The organism is Pseudomonas sp. NFPP28, assembly GCF_900115535.1.
GTDB lineage: Bacteria > Pseudomonadota > Gammaproteobacteria > Pseudomonadales > Pseudomonadaceae > Aquipseudomonas > Aquipseudomonas extremorientalis.
In genome coordinates this window covers 212,639-228,648 of sequence record NZ_FOWT01000003.1, presented here as the reverse complement: position 1 = coordinate 228,648, position 16,010 = coordinate 212,639, and the positions used below count along the sequence as shown (strand labels likewise).

At 58.7% G+C, this 16,010-nt stretch carries 9 protein-coding genes; 5 read left to right on the top strand and 4 right to left on the bottom strand.

Annotated elements, in window-relative coordinates:
* Positions 1 to 163: 163 nt before the first annotated feature.
* From BM110_RS09665 to BM110_RS09645, 5 genes are all read left to right on the top strand, one after another.
* Positions 164 to 3,661: a response regulator gene (locus BM110_RS09665; RefSeq protein ID WP_093513252.1), complete on the top strand. Its 3,498-nt coding sequence runs from the start codon at positions 164 to 166 to the stop codon at positions 3,659 to 3,661.
* Complete coding sequence (locus BM110_RS09660; RefSeq protein WP_012724198.1) at positions 3,662 to 4,492, top strand: CheR family methyltransferase; 831 nt, start codon at positions 3,662 to 3,664, stop codon at positions 4,490 to 4,492.
* Entirely contained in the window at positions 4,489 to 5,094 is a 606-nt protein-coding gene (locus BM110_RS09655) for a chemotaxis protein CheB (RefSeq protein WP_092243639.1), read from the top strand. The genes BM110_RS09660 and BM110_RS09655 overlap by 4 nt, the downstream gene beginning before the upstream one ends.
* Positions 5,088 to 6,281 (top strand): hybrid sensor histidine kinase/response regulator, encoded by a 1,194-nt coding sequence (locus BM110_RS09650; RefSeq protein WP_092243636.1) that lies wholly within the window; start codon positions 5,088 to 5,090, stop codon positions 6,279 to 6,281. Before BM110_RS09655 ends, BM110_RS09650 begins: the two co-directional genes overlap by 7 nt.
* 78 nt (positions 6,282 to 6,359) lie before the next feature.
* The gene (locus BM110_RS09645) at positions 6,360 to 6,737 is read left to right on the top strand and encodes a response regulator (protein ID WP_092243633.1); all 378 of its coding nucleotides are present in this window, start codon (positions 6,360 to 6,362) and stop codon (positions 6,735 to 6,737) included.
* A gap of 47 nt (positions 6,738 to 6,784) precedes the next feature.
* On the opposite strand, the gene BM110_RS09640 is transcribed toward BM110_RS09645, so the two are convergent.
* From BM110_RS09640 to BM110_RS09625, 4 genes are all read right to left on the bottom strand, one after another.
* The gene (locus BM110_RS09640) at positions 6,785 to 11,461 is read right to left on the bottom strand and encodes a hypothetical protein (protein ID WP_093513251.1); all 4,677 of its coding nucleotides are present in this window, start codon (positions 11,459 to 11,461) and stop codon (positions 6,785 to 6,787) included.
* Positions 11,462 to 11,624: 163 nt separating this feature from the next.
* Positions 11,625 to 13,295, bottom strand: coding sequence for an ATP-binding protein (locus BM110_RS09635; protein WP_092243627.1), 1,671 nt, complete (start codon positions 13,293 to 13,295; stop codon positions 11,625 to 11,627).
* Positions 13,292 to 14,797, bottom strand: a complete 1,506-nt coding sequence (locus BM110_RS09630) for an ATPase domain-containing protein (protein ID WP_092243624.1) — start codon at positions 14,795 to 14,797, stop codon at positions 13,292 to 13,294. Before BM110_RS09630 ends, BM110_RS09635 begins: the two co-directional genes overlap by 4 nt.
* A 106-nt stretch (positions 14,798 to 14,903) precedes the next feature.
* Entirely contained in the window at positions 14,904 to 15,962 is a 1,059-nt protein-coding gene (locus BM110_RS09625; RefSeq protein ID WP_093513250.1) for a tetratricopeptide repeat protein, read from the bottom strand.
* Between the last annotated feature and the right edge of the window lie 48 nt (positions 15,963 to 16,010).

The following is a 16,010-nucleotide window of genomic DNA, read 5'->3' as shown; positions in this document are numbered from 1 at the left end:
GTCCGCTCGTTCGCTCGGTAAAAGCGACGTATATGGCCTGGTTTGACGTGCGGTTCTCACAATCGACTGTCATTCATCTCACGGTCCTTTGGCATAAAAATAGCGTTCAACCCCAACTTTGGGGCAAACTCCTGGGTTTTCTGCACTTGGCCAAGGCATGCCCATGACTCCCGCTTCGTCCGTCGATGAAAAGAGCTTTCGTAATCTGCTGAGCCGAAACGTTGCATTGCCCCTGGGCGTGGGCGTGCTCAGCGCGGTGTTTTTCGTGTGCCTGATCACCTACCTGTTGTCGGTGATCCAGTGGGTTGAACACACCGACCGGGTTATCAATAACCTCAATGAATCGTCCAAGCTGACCGTGGACCTGGAAACCGGCATGCGTGGTTTCCTGATCACCGGCGACGAGCATTTCCTCGACCCGTATGAAGTGGCCAAGCCGCGCATCATCGCCGACCTGCGTAACCTGCAGGAGCTGGTAGCGGACAACCCGCAGCAGGTGGATCGCCTCAAGCGCCTGGAAGCCCTGCAGGCCGAGTGGAACAACTACGCCCAGTCGATGATAGATATGCAGCGCACCAGCGGTGACTACCGCAGCGCGGTCAAGGCCGGCCGCGGCAAGCGCCTGACCGATGAAATCCGCAAGGAATACGAAGACGCGGTGGCGATGGAGCAGCAGTTCCGCATCACCCGCAACGAACAAGTCACCCGCACCACGGTGATCAGCGTCACCCTGTATTTGGTATTTGTGCTGGGCTTGAGTGGCTTCCTGGCGTATATCGGCCGTAAAAATCTTGTTTCTCTATCAGAGAGTTATAGCGCAAACCTCATGTCACAACAGAAGATTGCGCGACGCCTGGAACAACAAGCCTGGCTGCGTAATGGCCAGACCGAACTGGCCGAGCAGGTGCTCGGCCAGCTGACCCTGAATATGCTCGGGCGCAACATCCTTCAATTTTTTGCCCAGTACATGGGCTCGGCTGTTGCCGCGCTGTATGTGCGCGAAGAACACGGCGGTCTCAAGCGCGTGGCAACCTATGGCTTCTCCCGCGAGCAGGAGCAACGGGAACAGGCGATCTACAGCGACGAAGGCATTGTTGGCCAGGCTGCCCAGCTCGATCGCCTGATTCGCCTGGATGATGTGCCGGTGGATTACTTCAAGGTCAGCTCCGGTCTGGGTGAAGGGCCGACGCGCAGCGTGCTGGTCATGCCCACCAGTGATGATGACCGCGTCAACGGCGTGGTCGAACTGGGCTTCCTGCGCCCGCTGGAAGAGCGTGACGAAGAGCTGCTGGAGCTGATCGCCGGCAATATCGGCACCTCCATCGAAGCGGCGCGGTACCGCCAGCGCCTGCAAGAAGTGCTGGCCGAAACCCAGCAGCTCAACGAAGAGCTGCAAGTGCAGCAGGAAGAACTCAAGACCGCCAACGAAGAGCTGGAAGAACAGTCGCGCATCCTCAAGGAGTCCCAGGCCCACCTGGAAACCCAGCAGGCCGAGCTGGAACAGACCAACGAGCAACTCGCCGAACAGACCGAGACCCTGGCCGAACAACGCGACGCCATGGACCGCAAGAACATCGAGCTCAACCAGGCCCAGCTTGAACTGGAAGAACGCGCCGAAGAACTGCAGCGCTCCAGCAAGTACAAGTCCGAATTCCTCGCCAATATGTCCCACGAGCTGCGCACGCCGCTGAACAGCTCGTTGATCCTGGCCAAGTTGCTGGCCGAGAACCCCCAGGAAAACCTCAGCGCCGAACAGGTCAAGTTTGCCGAGTCGATCTATTCCGCCGGCAATGACCTGCTCAACCTGATCAATGACATCCTGGATATTTCCAAGGTGGAGGCCGGCAAGCTGGAGATGCGCCCGGAAAACTCCAGCGTGGCACGGCTTGTCGACGGCCTGCGCGGCATGTTCGAGCCGCTGGCGGCTGATCGCAAGCTGGGCTTCCAGGTAGAGGTGCAGGAAGGCACGCCGACCATGCTGTTCACCGACCGCCAGCGATTGGAGCAGATCCTCAAGAACCTGCTGTCCAACGCGATCAAGTTCACCGAACAGGGCGAGGTCAGCCTGTCGGTGTCGCGAGCATCGGAGGAGGGCATTGCCTTTACGGTACGCGACTCCGGCATCGGCATTGCGCCAGACCAGCAGGAAAGCATCTTCGAAGCCTTCCGCCAGGCCGACGGCACCACCAACCGCCGTTACGGCGGCACCGGCCTGGGCCTGTCGATTTCCCGCGACCTGGCGGCCCTGTTGGGTGGCTATATCAGCGTGACCAGTGCCCCGGGCAAAGGCAGCACCTTTACCCTGGTGCTGCCGGAACATTATGCAGAGCCAGGGGAGGAAGCAGCACCGATCGAGCAGCCGCGCCAAGTGGTGGTGGTGCCCGCACCGGCTCCAGCCAAGGTGTCGCCGCTGCCGGTGGCCGATGCCAGCCAGATCCCGCGTTTCGCCGATGACCGCGACAAGGCCCCGTTCACCACACGCTGTATCCTGGTGGTGGAAGACGAACCTAACTTCGCCCGCATCCTGTTCGACCTGGCCCATGAGCTGGGCTACCACTGCCTGGTGGCCCACGGTGCGGACGAAGGCTACAGCCTGGCCGAGGAATATGTGCCCGACGCCATCCTGCTGGACATGCGCCTGCCGGACCATTCCGGGTTGACCGTGCTGCAGCGCCTCAAGGAACACGCCAATACCCGGCACATCCCGGTGCATGTGATTTCTGTGGAAGACCGCGTGGAAGCCGCCATGCACATGGGCGCCATCGGTTATGCGGTCAAACCCACCACCCGCGAAGAGCTCAAGGACGTGTTCGCGCGCCTCGAAGCCAAGCTGACCCAGAAGGTCAAGCGCGTGCTGCTGGTAGAGGATGATGACCTGCAACGCGACAGCATTGCCCGCCTGATCGGTGACGATGACATCGAGATCACCGACGTCGGCTACGCACAGGCCGCTCTGGACCTGCTGCGCACTAACGTCTATGACTGCATGATCATCGACCTCAAGCTGCCGGACATGCTCGGCAACGAACTGCTCAAGCGCATGGCCACGGAGGATATCTGCTCGTTCCCGCCGGTGATCGTCTATACCGGGCGCAACCTGACCCGCGATGAAGAAGCCGAACTGCGCAAGTATTCGCGCTCGATCATCATCAAGGGCGCCCGCTCGCCGGAGCGCCTGCTGGATGAGGTCACACTCTTTCTGCACAAAGTCGAATCCCAGCTGTCCCATGATCGCCAGAAGATGCTCAAGACCGCCCGCAGCCGCGACAAGGTCTTCGAGGGGCGCAAGATCCTGCTGGTGGACGACGATGTGCGCAACATCTTCGCCCTGACCAGCGCCCTGGAGCACAAAGGCGCGGTGGTGGTCATCGGGCGTAACGGCCGTGAGGCCATCGACAAACTCAATGAAGTCGAAGATATCGACCTGGTGCTGATGGACGTGATGATGCCGGAAATGGATGGTTACGAGGCCACTGCCTTGATCCGCCAGGACCCGCGCTGGAAAAAGCTGCCGATCATCGCGGTGACGGCCAAGGCCATGAAAGACGATCAGGAGCGCTGCCTCGCGGCCGGTTCCAACGATTACCTGGCCAAGCCGATCGACCTGGATCGCCTGTTCTCACTGATTCGCGTGTGGCTACCGAAGATGGAACGCATTTAAGTGGAGCGAAGTTTCTTGGAAAAAAGCAGCGATATTGAGCTGCGCCTGTTGATCGAGGCGATTTACCTCAAGTACAGCTACGACTTCCGGGATTACTCCGGGGCGTCGGTCAAGCGCCGCGTGGCTCATGCCTTGCGCCAGTTTGATTGCGCGACCATTTCCGCCTTGCAGGAGCGCGTGTTGCACGACCCGGCGGCGTTCATGCAGTTGCTGCAGTTCCTGACGATCCCGGTAAGCGAGATGTTTCGCGACCCGTCGCACTTTCTCGCGATCCGCCAGGAAGTGGTGCCGCTGCTCAAGACCTACCCGTCGATCAAGATCTGGATCGCCGGCTGCAGCACCGGCGAGGAGGTGTACTCCATGGCCATCCTGCTGCGCGAGGAGGGGTTGCTGGAGCGTACGATCATCTACGCCACCGATATCAACCCGGCGTCGCTGGACAAGGCCAAGCAGGGGATCTTTTCCCTGGAGAACGTACGCGCCTATACCGCCAACTATCAGCAGGCCGGTGGGCAACGTTCATTTGCCGACTACTACACCGCGGCTTACGATTACGCGATCTTCGATAAAACGCTGCGTGAGAATGTGACCTTTGCCGATCACAGCCTGGCGACCGATAGTGTATTCTCGGAAACTCAATTAATTTCGTGTCGTAACGTACTGATTTATTTCAATAAAAAATTGCAGGATCGAGCGTTTGGATTGTTCCATGAGTCGCTGTGTCATCGCGGCTTCCTGGTGCTGGGCAGCAAGGAGACCCTGGATTTCTCCGCGTACGGCAAGCAATTCGAACCGTTGGTCAAACAGGAACGGATCTACCGAAAGCTATGAATCAAGCGGCTGCCAACCCGGCACAGGTCCGGGGCATAGAGGCTATTGTGATCGGCGCCTCCGCCGGTGGCGTAGAGGCGCTGCTGACGGTATTTGCCCAATTGCCTGCGGACTTCGGCCTGCCGATCATCACCGTGCTGCACCTGCCCGACGAGCGCCGCAGCCAGTTGGCCGAAGTGTTTGATCGCCGCGTCGCCATGTCGGTGGTGGAGGCGCGCGACAAGGAAGTGCTCAAGCCCGGCACGCTGTACTTTGCCGGACCTGGTTATCACCTGTCGGTGGAGCATGATCGCAGCCTGTCCCTGAGTCAGGAAGACCGCGTGCACCATTCGCGGCCCGCAATCGACTTCCTGTTTGAGTCCGCCGCCGATGCCTACGGCACGGGCTTGCTCGCCATCCTGTTGACCGGCGCCAACCAGGACGGCGCCCGTGGCCTGGCCCACGTCAAGCAGCAGGGCGGAACCACCGTGGTGCAGGAGCCCACTGAAGCACGTGTCGCCGTCATGCCCCGAGCAGCCCTGGCGCTGCACACACCCGACCACATTCTGACGTTGAGCCGCATTGGCTCATTGCTGGCTTCGCTGGAATATTCCCCATGTTAAGTACTGTCCAGGCCAAACTGCTGATCGTCGACGATCTGCCGGAAAACCTGCTCGCCCTCGAAGCGCTGATCAAGCGCGAGGACCGCCAGGTATTCAAGGCATTGAGCGCCGACGAGGCCTTGTCCCTGTTGCTGGAGCACGAGTTCGCCATGGCGATTCTCGACGTGCAGATGCCCGGCATGAACGGGTTCGAGCTGGCCGAACTGATGCGCGGCACCGAGAAAACCAAGAACATCCCGATTGTGTTCGTCAGCGCCGCCGGCCGCGAACTCAATTACGCCTTCAAGGGCTACGAAAGCGGTGCCGTGGACTTCCTGCACAAGCCGCTGGATATCCATGCGGTGAAGAGCAAGGTCAACGTGTTCGTCGACCTGTACCGCCAGAGCAAGGCCATGAAGCTACAGGTCGAAGCCCTGGAGCGCAGCCGTCGCGAGCAGGAACTGCTGCTGACGCGTCTGCAGGCCACCCAGGCCGAGCTGGAGCAGGCGGTGCGCATGCGTGATGACTTCATGTCGATCGTCGCCCACGAAGTGCGTACGCCCCTCAACGGGCTGATCCTCGAAACCCAGTTGCGCAAGATGCACCTGGCCCGCGACAACGCCGCCGCGTTCACCCTGGACAAGATGCACGCGATGGTCGACCGTGACGAACGGCAGATCCAGAGCCTGATCCGCCTGATTGAAGACATGCTCGACGTGTCGCGCATCCGCACCGGCAAACTGTCGATACGCCCGGCGCGGTTTGACCTCACACAGCTTGTCAGCAGCCTGGTGGAGAACTTCGCGCCCCAGGTCGCGGCGGCGGATTCATCCATGACCCTGACTGCCGAAGGCCCCGTGGAGGGTCACTGGGATGAGTTCCGCATTGAGCAGGTGGTCACCAACCTGTTGACCAACGCCTTGCGCTACGGGGCCAAGAGCCCGATAGAAGTGCGCGTGTACAGCGAGCATGACGAAGCTCGCGTAGAAGTGCGCGATCACGGCATTGGTATCAGTGAAGACAACCAGAAGCGTATCTTCCAGCAGTTCGAACGGGTATCGGCCAGTCAGGTTGCGGCTGGCCTGGGCCTGGGGCTGTTTATTTCCGAGCAGATCGTTGCAGCCCATGGCGGCACCATCGAAGTCGAGAGCCGGATAGGCGAGGGCGCCTTGTTCAGGGTGTGCCTGCCGTTGCAGGCGACGGCTTGAATTCAATCGTCACCTCGACGCAACCTCTGCGTGACCCCATGGTCGTAATTGCAGCTATTGACCGGACAAAGGCTTCCCATGAGTGAAGATGCACAAGATGTCGTTCTGATCGTCGAGGACGACGAATCCATTATGTTTGTGTTGGGTGAATACCTGGCCGGCCTGGGCTATCGGGTGTTGAAGGCAATCGACGGGGAGCAGGCTTTTGAAATTCTCGCGACCAAGCCGCACCTGGACCTGATGGTCACGGATTACCGTTTGCCGGGGGGGATCTCCGGGGTGCAGATTGCCGAGCCTGCGCTGTTATTGCGACCGGAATTGAAAGTGATCTTTATCAGTGGCTATCCGCAGGAGATCCTCGACTGTAAAAGCCCGATCACGCGCAATGCGCCGATCCTGGCCAAGCCGTTTGATCTCGATACATTGCAAGAGCATATCCAGCGGTTGTTGGCGTGATGACCTTTGCCATGGCGGGGATCCGCCATGGCAATCAACGACGCTCCTCAGTCTCTGGCTAAGTCCAGTATCTCCTTGACCTTATTGGCATCGAAGATGCCTTCCCCCCCGTCGTCACGCAGCTTGAACGTTCCATCAGGCGCCACTTCAACCCCGACGGAATTGGCGTAGGTAACGGACACATCCTTGCGTTGCAGCATCGCTAACAAGGGTTTGTTGTTATAGACGTCCTGTTGCCGAATCGCGCTGGCAACTCCGACGACACTTCGAGTACGAGTGCCTGCGACGAAGATGACTTTTCCACCGTTCGCCAAGTCTTTTTCAACACCGTTCAACCACGTAAACCCATTACTTCCATTGTTGACGGGCTGCGCCAGGTTGCTCTCGTTCAAGTGCACCAGTGTGCGTTTCTGGTAGATGCCGTCCTTCATGTCTGAGAGCACTACCACGGCCGAACAGTCACTCAGGCCATTGGTGCTGAGCACGGTAGTCCGGTCATTGACGGTATGCGACTGGCCCGTGAATACCTCAAATTTTTCAGCCTTCCCTGTTGTTATGGGGGCATGTGGCGGCACCGGTTTTGATGGCATTGGCACGGACGTCGCTGTTTGCGATTTAATGACGATTGGCATTTCACTCAACTCCTTCACGGTTTTGTCCGAGACGGCGGTAGTCTTTTTCCATGAGTCGTCATACACGCTGACTTCAAACTCCAACTTGTCCGGGTTTTTGCTGTGAGTTGTGTATTGAACCGGCAGGTCTTTATCGGTGAACACCTTGTGCAGGCCTCGCTTCATGGCCTCCGGGGTACTGAACGTTGCTATCCCAAAATTGGGGTCATAAAAAAACCACTTTTTATTCACGCCTTCGCCCATGACCCCTGCCATCATTGCGTGCCCAGGGATGCCAATCATCAGCGTTTTCGATGTATCGGACGTCGCCAACTCATCAAGCATTTCGTGGTAACCCATTTCTCGGCGCATCTTGCCAGCATGAAATAACGTCGGACCGGTCAGTTGTTTTTGTACGGTCGTCAACTGGTCAATGAACGCCCGCGAAGCAGGGTCGGTCGGGTTTGCGGCGGCCGTGTACAAGTTGCCAATAAACTTAGCCTCGGTGCCTTGCTGCATGGCGCTCGCCATCAGTCTGGACATGGCTGAGCATTGGCCTTGGGAGAGTGGATTGGTCTGACTGAGATAGAACACCTGAGGGGCTGCTACAAAGCGGCCACCGGCTTCGCTGATACTTTCATAGAATCGGTTGACCCCTTTAAAACCGTGCTGTACCGCCAGCCGTTCTACGTGTCGAACCAACGTGCCGATCTGCTCCGGCGTCAGTTGTCCTTGGGTTGCCAGCTTCATGATGTCTTCAGATTTCATAGCCGCGCGATAACCCGGTACTGATTTCGGATCACCATTGTCATATCCCTTCTGGAATTGCGTCTTGTCTGCCGCGTTTTGATGGCGTTCAACCATCTCAGACCAGCGTTGACGCGTGCGTGCTGACGCCGGAGTCATTACCCGCTCTGTTGTTTCCCATTTGCCCAACGCCTGTTCCCCTGACAGAACTGAGGGTTGAAAGTCGTCCAGCGCCTTGCCAAATGGGAGACCCTTCACGCTGTCGAAGGCGTACCATTTGCCTCCGCTCAGGACGGCCGGGCCTTCCATGATCGTGTCTTGCAGCTTGAATGTTCCGAGAGCACTGGCGTCGAACCGTTTGCTGGCGTTGATCAGGTCATAACTGTTGGTTCCACGCAGCAGCCGATAGGCGTGAGTGGAGCCTTTCTTTCCGGCATTTGCCAGGGAGATGGCCAGGTCGCCTACGCCATCAAGCGGGTTGAGCGCACCGATCGCCGTTCGCCCCAGTATTTTCCCGCCATAAGCCGCTTTGGTCAGTATTGAAGCCCCCCCCTGGAGGGCCTTGATACCTTTTGCCGCCCCCGCTGCCCCTAGAAGGAAGCCGAAGGCATCAAGTGTCAGGTCCACGATACCGTCGCCATAACGTCCCTCTTTGAAGTTATTGATTGCAGACCTCAAAGGAATCAGGTTCAGCATGAACTCCATGGCGTTCTTGTAAAAGGGCACCTCGACATCGAATGTGGTCTGGCCCGCGGCAAGTTGTCTGGACGATTCAGTATCCACCTCTTTTACCATGGCGTTCGCTATGTAAGATGTACGCTCGCTGCTGAAGCTGAGGGGGATACCCGCTGCACCCTTTGTTTCATCGGTTATTGTGTCAGCATAATTTCCCGATGGGATGACGGCCTGGTACTCCGTATAGCGCGAGACGCCTCTGGGACGGGCCTCGCCCACGACGAAATCCCCGAGGTCGTCACGGGTGCGGATCTTGTTTTGCTTGATATCGATTTCATAAATATTGACCTTGCCGGCGCGCTCGGTCCTGACCAGAAAACTATGACCTTCGGAGACCGTCGTGCTGCTCTTTGGGGCCTGACTGTAAGGCCAGTACTCATGAATGACGGGCTTGGCCAGCGTGATTTTTCCGAATTCGAAGTTTTGCCGATCTGACAGGCTTAGCCCTGCGATCAAATGCTTGACCTGGGTCGCCACGCTTCTATTTATTTTGTCTGAATAGTTCGGGAAGGCGACCCGAAAGTACTCTCGCAAGTTCGGAAGGCTTTTGAGCGTGTCTTGCATCGCGTCGAAGTCGACATCACGAGAGGTCGATACCCATTTGTTTGCTGAATCGGCCTGGTCGCGTGTGATTCCATCATAAAACCCAGGGGTTCCCCGTGCAGCGTCATGGATGTAAAGGTCCAGGACTGAATAGGGGCCTGGAAAGTCCAGATGTTGACGTTTCAACTGGATGCACTTCTTCTCGAAAAGTGCGGGGTCCATATCCGGGAAGGCTTTTTTCAGCTCTTCCAGGCCCTTCCTTTTGACGTCAGGTACTTCCATTGAGTGCGCTGCTGAAGCCGCCCTCAATTCGTTCAACTGTTGATCGAAGGCGACCTGCACCGCGCGCATCGCCTCAACAGTCTGTGGACAGTCCATGCCATTGACGACGGCCCAGTCCTTGAGTGCTTCTTGCTGGGCCAGGTACTCTGTCAGGCGTTCCTCTTGTGTAATGGGGGCGATGTCCGCAATACGCATGACATGCTCGTAGGTCATTGTTGCCGTTACACCAGGCGCAGCCTTTTCAAGGCGTCTGACGGCCGTGACCAAACTGACCCACATATGAGTGCCGAACTTCACCTCATTGGGAATCTCCTTGACCAGCATTTCCGGGGCTTTGACTGATAAATAAATATATGCTTGAAGTCGCGCTTTTTCGTAGGACGATGACTGGCCGGTATCGAGCAAGTGATTGGTGATATCCAGGATGAGATCCGACGCTGAGCAGCCACCGTTTCTCGTATCAGTCAACAGAAACCCTGCTACCTGATGTTTACCGTGCTCGGCGCGCGAGGAGTCCACATGCATAAGCGTGAACAGCCATTCAGTGACCGTGCCCTTGACTGACCGGGCAGCGAACTTGGCTTGAACGGCTTGCCCCAGCGCCTGGCCTTTTGGCGATTTAATCCGTGTGTCAATCAAATCACGCGGTTTGTTGAAGGCTGAAGGCTCGATAAATTGCCCGTCCATCAAATACTCAAGTACGTTCTTGAAGCGCGTGAGGTCAATGTCGCCAAATTTGCCGTGTCGCAGGTCGGCTTCCAATTGAGTTACAGAGGTTTCATCCAGTGCAACAGGCCAGGCCAGCGCCCCCCCATAGTTACCATTGGGGGGACTTTGAAGCGGTGGGGTGCGTAGTTTTTTTATGAGGTTCTGCACTTGCGCCAGATCGGTTGGCACCTCCCACCCCTCGCTTTCGAAAAACTGCTTGAGAGTAGGGGTGGTGCCAGCGTGTACATTATGAGTGTCGCGATGAACCGAGAGATGATATTCCGCCATATATTCCGGTATGTCAGCGGGGCCAGACTCAAGCATTTTAGCCAATGACGTCATCAGCTCGACCACATTCAGACGGGTTTGGTTGCTCCCCAGCATAGCTTTATGAGCGGCCAATTCGTGTTCGCTGCGCGCCTCCTGCAACGCCGAAAACACTGGGTCATTCACCAGTTGGAAACCTGCTCCTGCCTCGAGTTGGGCTGCCCGCTCCTGATTGGAGGGGGCTGGATTAATGTGCAGTTCCTTGTAGAAATCCCTGATCAGCCCTAAGGGCGCGATATTGCTGGTTTTCGCTTGGGGAGGCTTGAATGTGAGGAAATACGCACCTGACGCAATAACACGCGCCGCGATCATCAACGGCTTACCAATCGCAGCCCATTCCGCGTCATCCTTTCCCAATGAGCGCTTGATCTGACGCGGATCCGAATGACGCTTGAGTTTGTAAAAAATCTTCCCCGTCCCCGGGTTGAGTTCTACCGAGTCGGGGTCGATGTCTTTGCTATTCATCCACTGGGCGAAGTCGGGCGCCTGGAAGGCGTGCCTCAACTGCGCCCACCATTGACCGAAGGTTGAATGGGGAGCAATAGGGGAGACAGGCATGTCAGAGTTGTAGCCGCTGGGTGCGCTGGCCAATGCCCGTCCATACTGCCTGGACAGCTCCAGATCACCTTCGGTCCGGCTGCTTTCGGCAACGGCTTGCGACGCTGCGCTTTCAAGGCGGGGAGCATGCTGCACTGTGATCGGGGGTGGAGGTTGAATCAGCGAGATTGGCTTCGGGTTTTGCGCGGTCTGAACATGGGTTGCAGTCGTCATAGGCTCTCTCAACGGACGGGCTATTGAATACGGGTGAGCACGTGCGCTGCCCAGCCTGTTGAGCATTTGTATCCAAATAACTACTATCGATTCCGATTGAGCCACACTCAATGATTGCCGGAAATGTCGGCCAAGAGCCCGCACCACCATTTGACGCGGGCAGCTATTGCTTGATCATTTCTCGGACTTTTGCCGTCAATAGATCGAACGTGAACGGCTTGGTGATCAGTTGCATGCCCGGGTCGAGGAACCCACCCCGCACGGCTGCATGCTCGGCATACCCTGTAATGAACAGAACCTTGAGTTGCGGGCGTATCTGCCGGCCGATTTCCGCCAATTGACGACCATTCATACCGGGCAGGCCAACGTCGCTGATCATCAAATCTATACGCTGTTCCGACTCGATAATGGGCACGGCGGAGTTGGCGTCGACAGCTTCCACATACCCGTAGCCCAGCTCCTTCAGAACCGCGCTGACCAGCACCCGCACGGCCGGGTCGTCTTCGACAATCAGCACGGTTTCACCGGCATTGGCGAACGGCAGCAACGCCGGATCCACCACGGCATCGGCGACAACTTCACCGATAAACCGTGGCAGGAACAGGCTCACCGTGGTGCCTTTTCCCACTTCACTATGGATGGTCACATGGCCATGGGACTGGCGGGCGAAGCCATAGATCATCGAGAGCCCAAGGCCGGTGCCCTGGCCGATGGGCTTGGTGGTGAAAAACGGGTCGAACACGCGGCCCATCACACTTTCCGGAATGCCACAGCCGGTGTCGCTGACGCTCAACTCAACGTAGTCACCGGGCTTCAAGGTGCCATAGGCGGCGGTGAACACGCTGTCGAGATGCCGGTTGGTGGTCTCCACGGACAGGCTGCCGCCACCGGGCATGGCGTCGCGGGCATTGATGACCAGGTTGAGCAGGGCACTTTCCAATTGGTTGGGATCGGCCTCGGCCGTCCATAGATCAGTCGCCAGACGCATATCCAAGCGAATACTTTCGTTGATGCTGCGTTGCAGCAGCTCCCCCATGGAGGTGACCAGTCGGTTGATCTGCACCGGTTTGGAATCAAGGGATTGACGGCGCGAGAACGCCAGCAGGCGGTGGGTGAGGCCGGCGGCACGGTTGGCCGAGGTCACCCCCAGGTCGATCAGGCTGTCGAGGTCGTCCAACTTGCCTCGCGACACACGCCTGCGCAGCAGTTCCAGGCTGCCGATGATACCGGTGAGCATATTGTTGAAGTCATGGGCGATACCACCGGTCAATTGGCCGACGGCTTCCATTTTTTGTGATTGGCGCAGTGCCTCTTCATTGCTGCGCAGTTGGGCGGTACGTTCCTCGACTTGCTGTTCAAGGGTCTCCAGCGTGCGTTGCAGGCGCAGCTCACTTTCGCTGAGGTCGATCAGGCGGTCGCGGGCTTCGTATTGCCGACGGCGACCGCGCAAGGCGGTGCTCACCAGGCTGATCAGCGTTACCGGGTGGAAGGGGCGCTCCAGGAAGGTCACATTGCCCAGCAGGCCGCTCAGGTGGGAGGAGCCATTCTGTTCGGTCCCGCCGTGGTGGGTCATCAACACAATGGGCAAGTCCGACCAGGCCGGCTGCTGGTGCAGGTAGGTCAACAGCGGGTCAAGATCCACCCCACGCAGGGCTTCGGCGGCGATGATCAGCAGCCCGGCGCCCTCATGCAGGGCCTCGCACAATGCCCCAAGGTTGCTGGCGACGATGCCGGCGTACCCGGCTTCATTGAGCATCATCAGCGCCAGCGAGCCATCGCGTCCCATTGGCGCCAATACGATTGCACGCTCGGAGACCGGAATGAGGCCCGTCACACCCCCTCATCCTTGAGCAGCGGGGAGCCGGCGCCCATGTAGGTCGGAATACCGCGCAGGACCCCCTGGAAATTATCCAGCGGTTCGCCAACCGTCATCCCCTGGGCGCCAATCCGGTATTCACGAATAGTGGCTTCATGGCTGCCGGTGCGCTTCTTGATGATCGAGATGGCGCGGCGCACCTTGCCCAATGCTTCGAAGTAGCGCAGCAGAATGACCGTATCGGCCAGATAGGTGATGTCCACAGGCGCCTGCATGTCGCCGACCAGCCCGTGTTGGGCGACGGTCATGAACGTCGCCGCGCCGCGGCGGTTGAGGTAGAGCAGCAACTCGTGCATATGCAGGATCAGCGCATTTTCTTCGGGCATGGCCGCCTGGTAGCCGTTGATGCTGTCGATCACCACCGTCTTGATGCCGCGCTCATCGACACAGCGGCGCACCCGGTGGGAAAACTCGCCCGGGGACAATTCGGCCGCATCCACCTGTTCGATCAGCAGGTTACCGGTCGCCTGCAGGGCGGCTAGATCGATCCCCATGTTTCTCATGCGCTCGAACAGCAGCCCCAGTTCTTCATCGAAGATAAACAACGCGGCTTTCTCGCCCCGCGCCACGGCCGCTGCGGCAAAGATCATCGAGATCAACGACTTGCCGGTACCGGCCGGGCCGAGGATCAGGCTGCTGGACCCGGTCTCGACACCGCCGCCCATCAACGCATCCAGCGCAGCGATGCCGCTGCTCAAGGTCTCGCGCTTGTAGCCGCCACGATGTTCGGCCGCCACCAGGCGCGGGAATACATGGACGCCGTCGCCCATGATGGTGAAGTCGTGAAAGCCGCCTCGGTATTTCTGGCCGCGGTACTTGACCACCCGCACGCGACGGCGCTCGGCACCGTAGTTGGGGGTCAGCTCTTCCAGGCGGATCACGCCATGCGCCACGCTGTGCACGGTTTTATCGAGGGATTCGGTGGTCAGGTCGTCCAGCAGCAGCACTGTGGTGTCGTAACGCACGAAATAGTGCTTGATCGCGAGGATCTGCCGACGGTAGCGCAGGGAGCTTTGTGCGAGCAGGCGGATCTCCGAAAGACTGTCGATGACCACACGCTTTGGCTTGACCTTTTCCACCACTTCAAAGATCTGGCGCGTGGCCTCGCCCAGTTCCAGGTCGGAGGAGTACAGCAGGCTCTGCTGGTGGTCGGCGTTGAGCAGGCTTTCCGGCGGCGTCAGTTCGAAGATATGGATATTGTCATCCAGGTCCCAGCCATGGGACTTGGCGCCTTGGCGCAACTCACGCTCGGTTTCCGACAGGGTGATGTACAGCGATCGCTCGCCGGCTCTGGCCCCGGCCTGCAGGAAGTGCAGGGCGACCGTGGTTTTACCGGTGCCGGGTTCACCTTCCAGCAGGAACAGGTGACTGCGCGAGAGCCCTCCGGCAAGAATGTCATCAAGACCGTCAATGCCAGTGGCCGCTTTCTCTTCGGGTAATTGCGCTTGGGATGTAGACAAGAAGTGCCCTCAGGTCACATACGAGTAGAGGATGCGCGCCCAAGTGGACGCGCCATGTTCTCTTGACCGTAGCAATTTGTGGCGGTTCAACAAATTCCAGTCCGGCCTACAGGCCTTGCTGCAATGCAGGATCGTCCGGATTCTGTTGCTCAAGCTGGGCGAGCAGGACCTGGACGTTCTGCAACTGGCCGCTTTCTTTCCAATAATTGACCAGCAATACCCGGGCTCTGCGATTGGCCGGGTGGCGTTGGATGATCTCTTCGAGTTGGCGTTGCGCAGCCTCCAATTCCTCTTGCGCATGCAACGTCGTCGCGAGGTCGTAGCGGTAATCCTGATTATCCGGCTCCAGCTCCACCGCCTTGGACAGGCCGAGCAGGGCGTAGGGGCGTTCACCATGGTGCAGCAGCCACATGCCCAGCGCATGTTGCAGGTAGGCCGACTCCGGATGCGCGGCCAGCTGGCGTGCCAACAATTGGCGGGACTCCTCGGTCTTGCCTTGCTTGTCCAGCAGCTCGATCTGCGCGACCACGGCTTGCAGGTTATCCGGTTGCAGGCGCATGGCCTGCTCAAGCGCGTTTTGCGCGTCCGGCAGCAGGGCGCTGTGAATGTACAGGCGCGCCAGTTGAATCCAGCCTTCAGCGGTTTCGGGCTGGGCCTTGAGCTTTTTCACAAACTCATCCAGCACCTGCTGCAACGGCCCGAAGTACAGGCCCAGAGTATCGGGAGACAGACCAAGCAAAGCATTGGCGGCGGCAAACCGTACCTCTTGCTCGGGATCATCCAACACCGGGCCGAGCAGCAGCGTGCGCTGGCCGGTGGGCACCAGGCCGACAATGCTGTGGATGGCAGCCTCGCGTACCAGCGGTGAGTCACTGGCCAGGTCTTTGTCCGCCAGTTTCAGCGCCTGGGGGCTGGGGTAGTTGGGCAGTTCGGCGTGCAACGCGGCGCGGCGCTCGGGCGACAGATCCGGCCGACCCAGTTGCTGATACAGCACGCGTGCCGCTCCAGGCTCACCGTTGCGCGCCTGTTTCAAGGCTTTTGAATAACCGTGGGCAATCGCGGGAGGCACGGCTACCGGGGTGGCGCGAGAGAAATACCAGGTGATCAGCACAATCAACAGCAGGGCGCACAGGCCGACGATGGAATAACGGCGTGACTTTGACATGCAGGCGTCCGAAAGCGAGGGCAGCAAAGCCGTCAGCTTCGGTCAGAC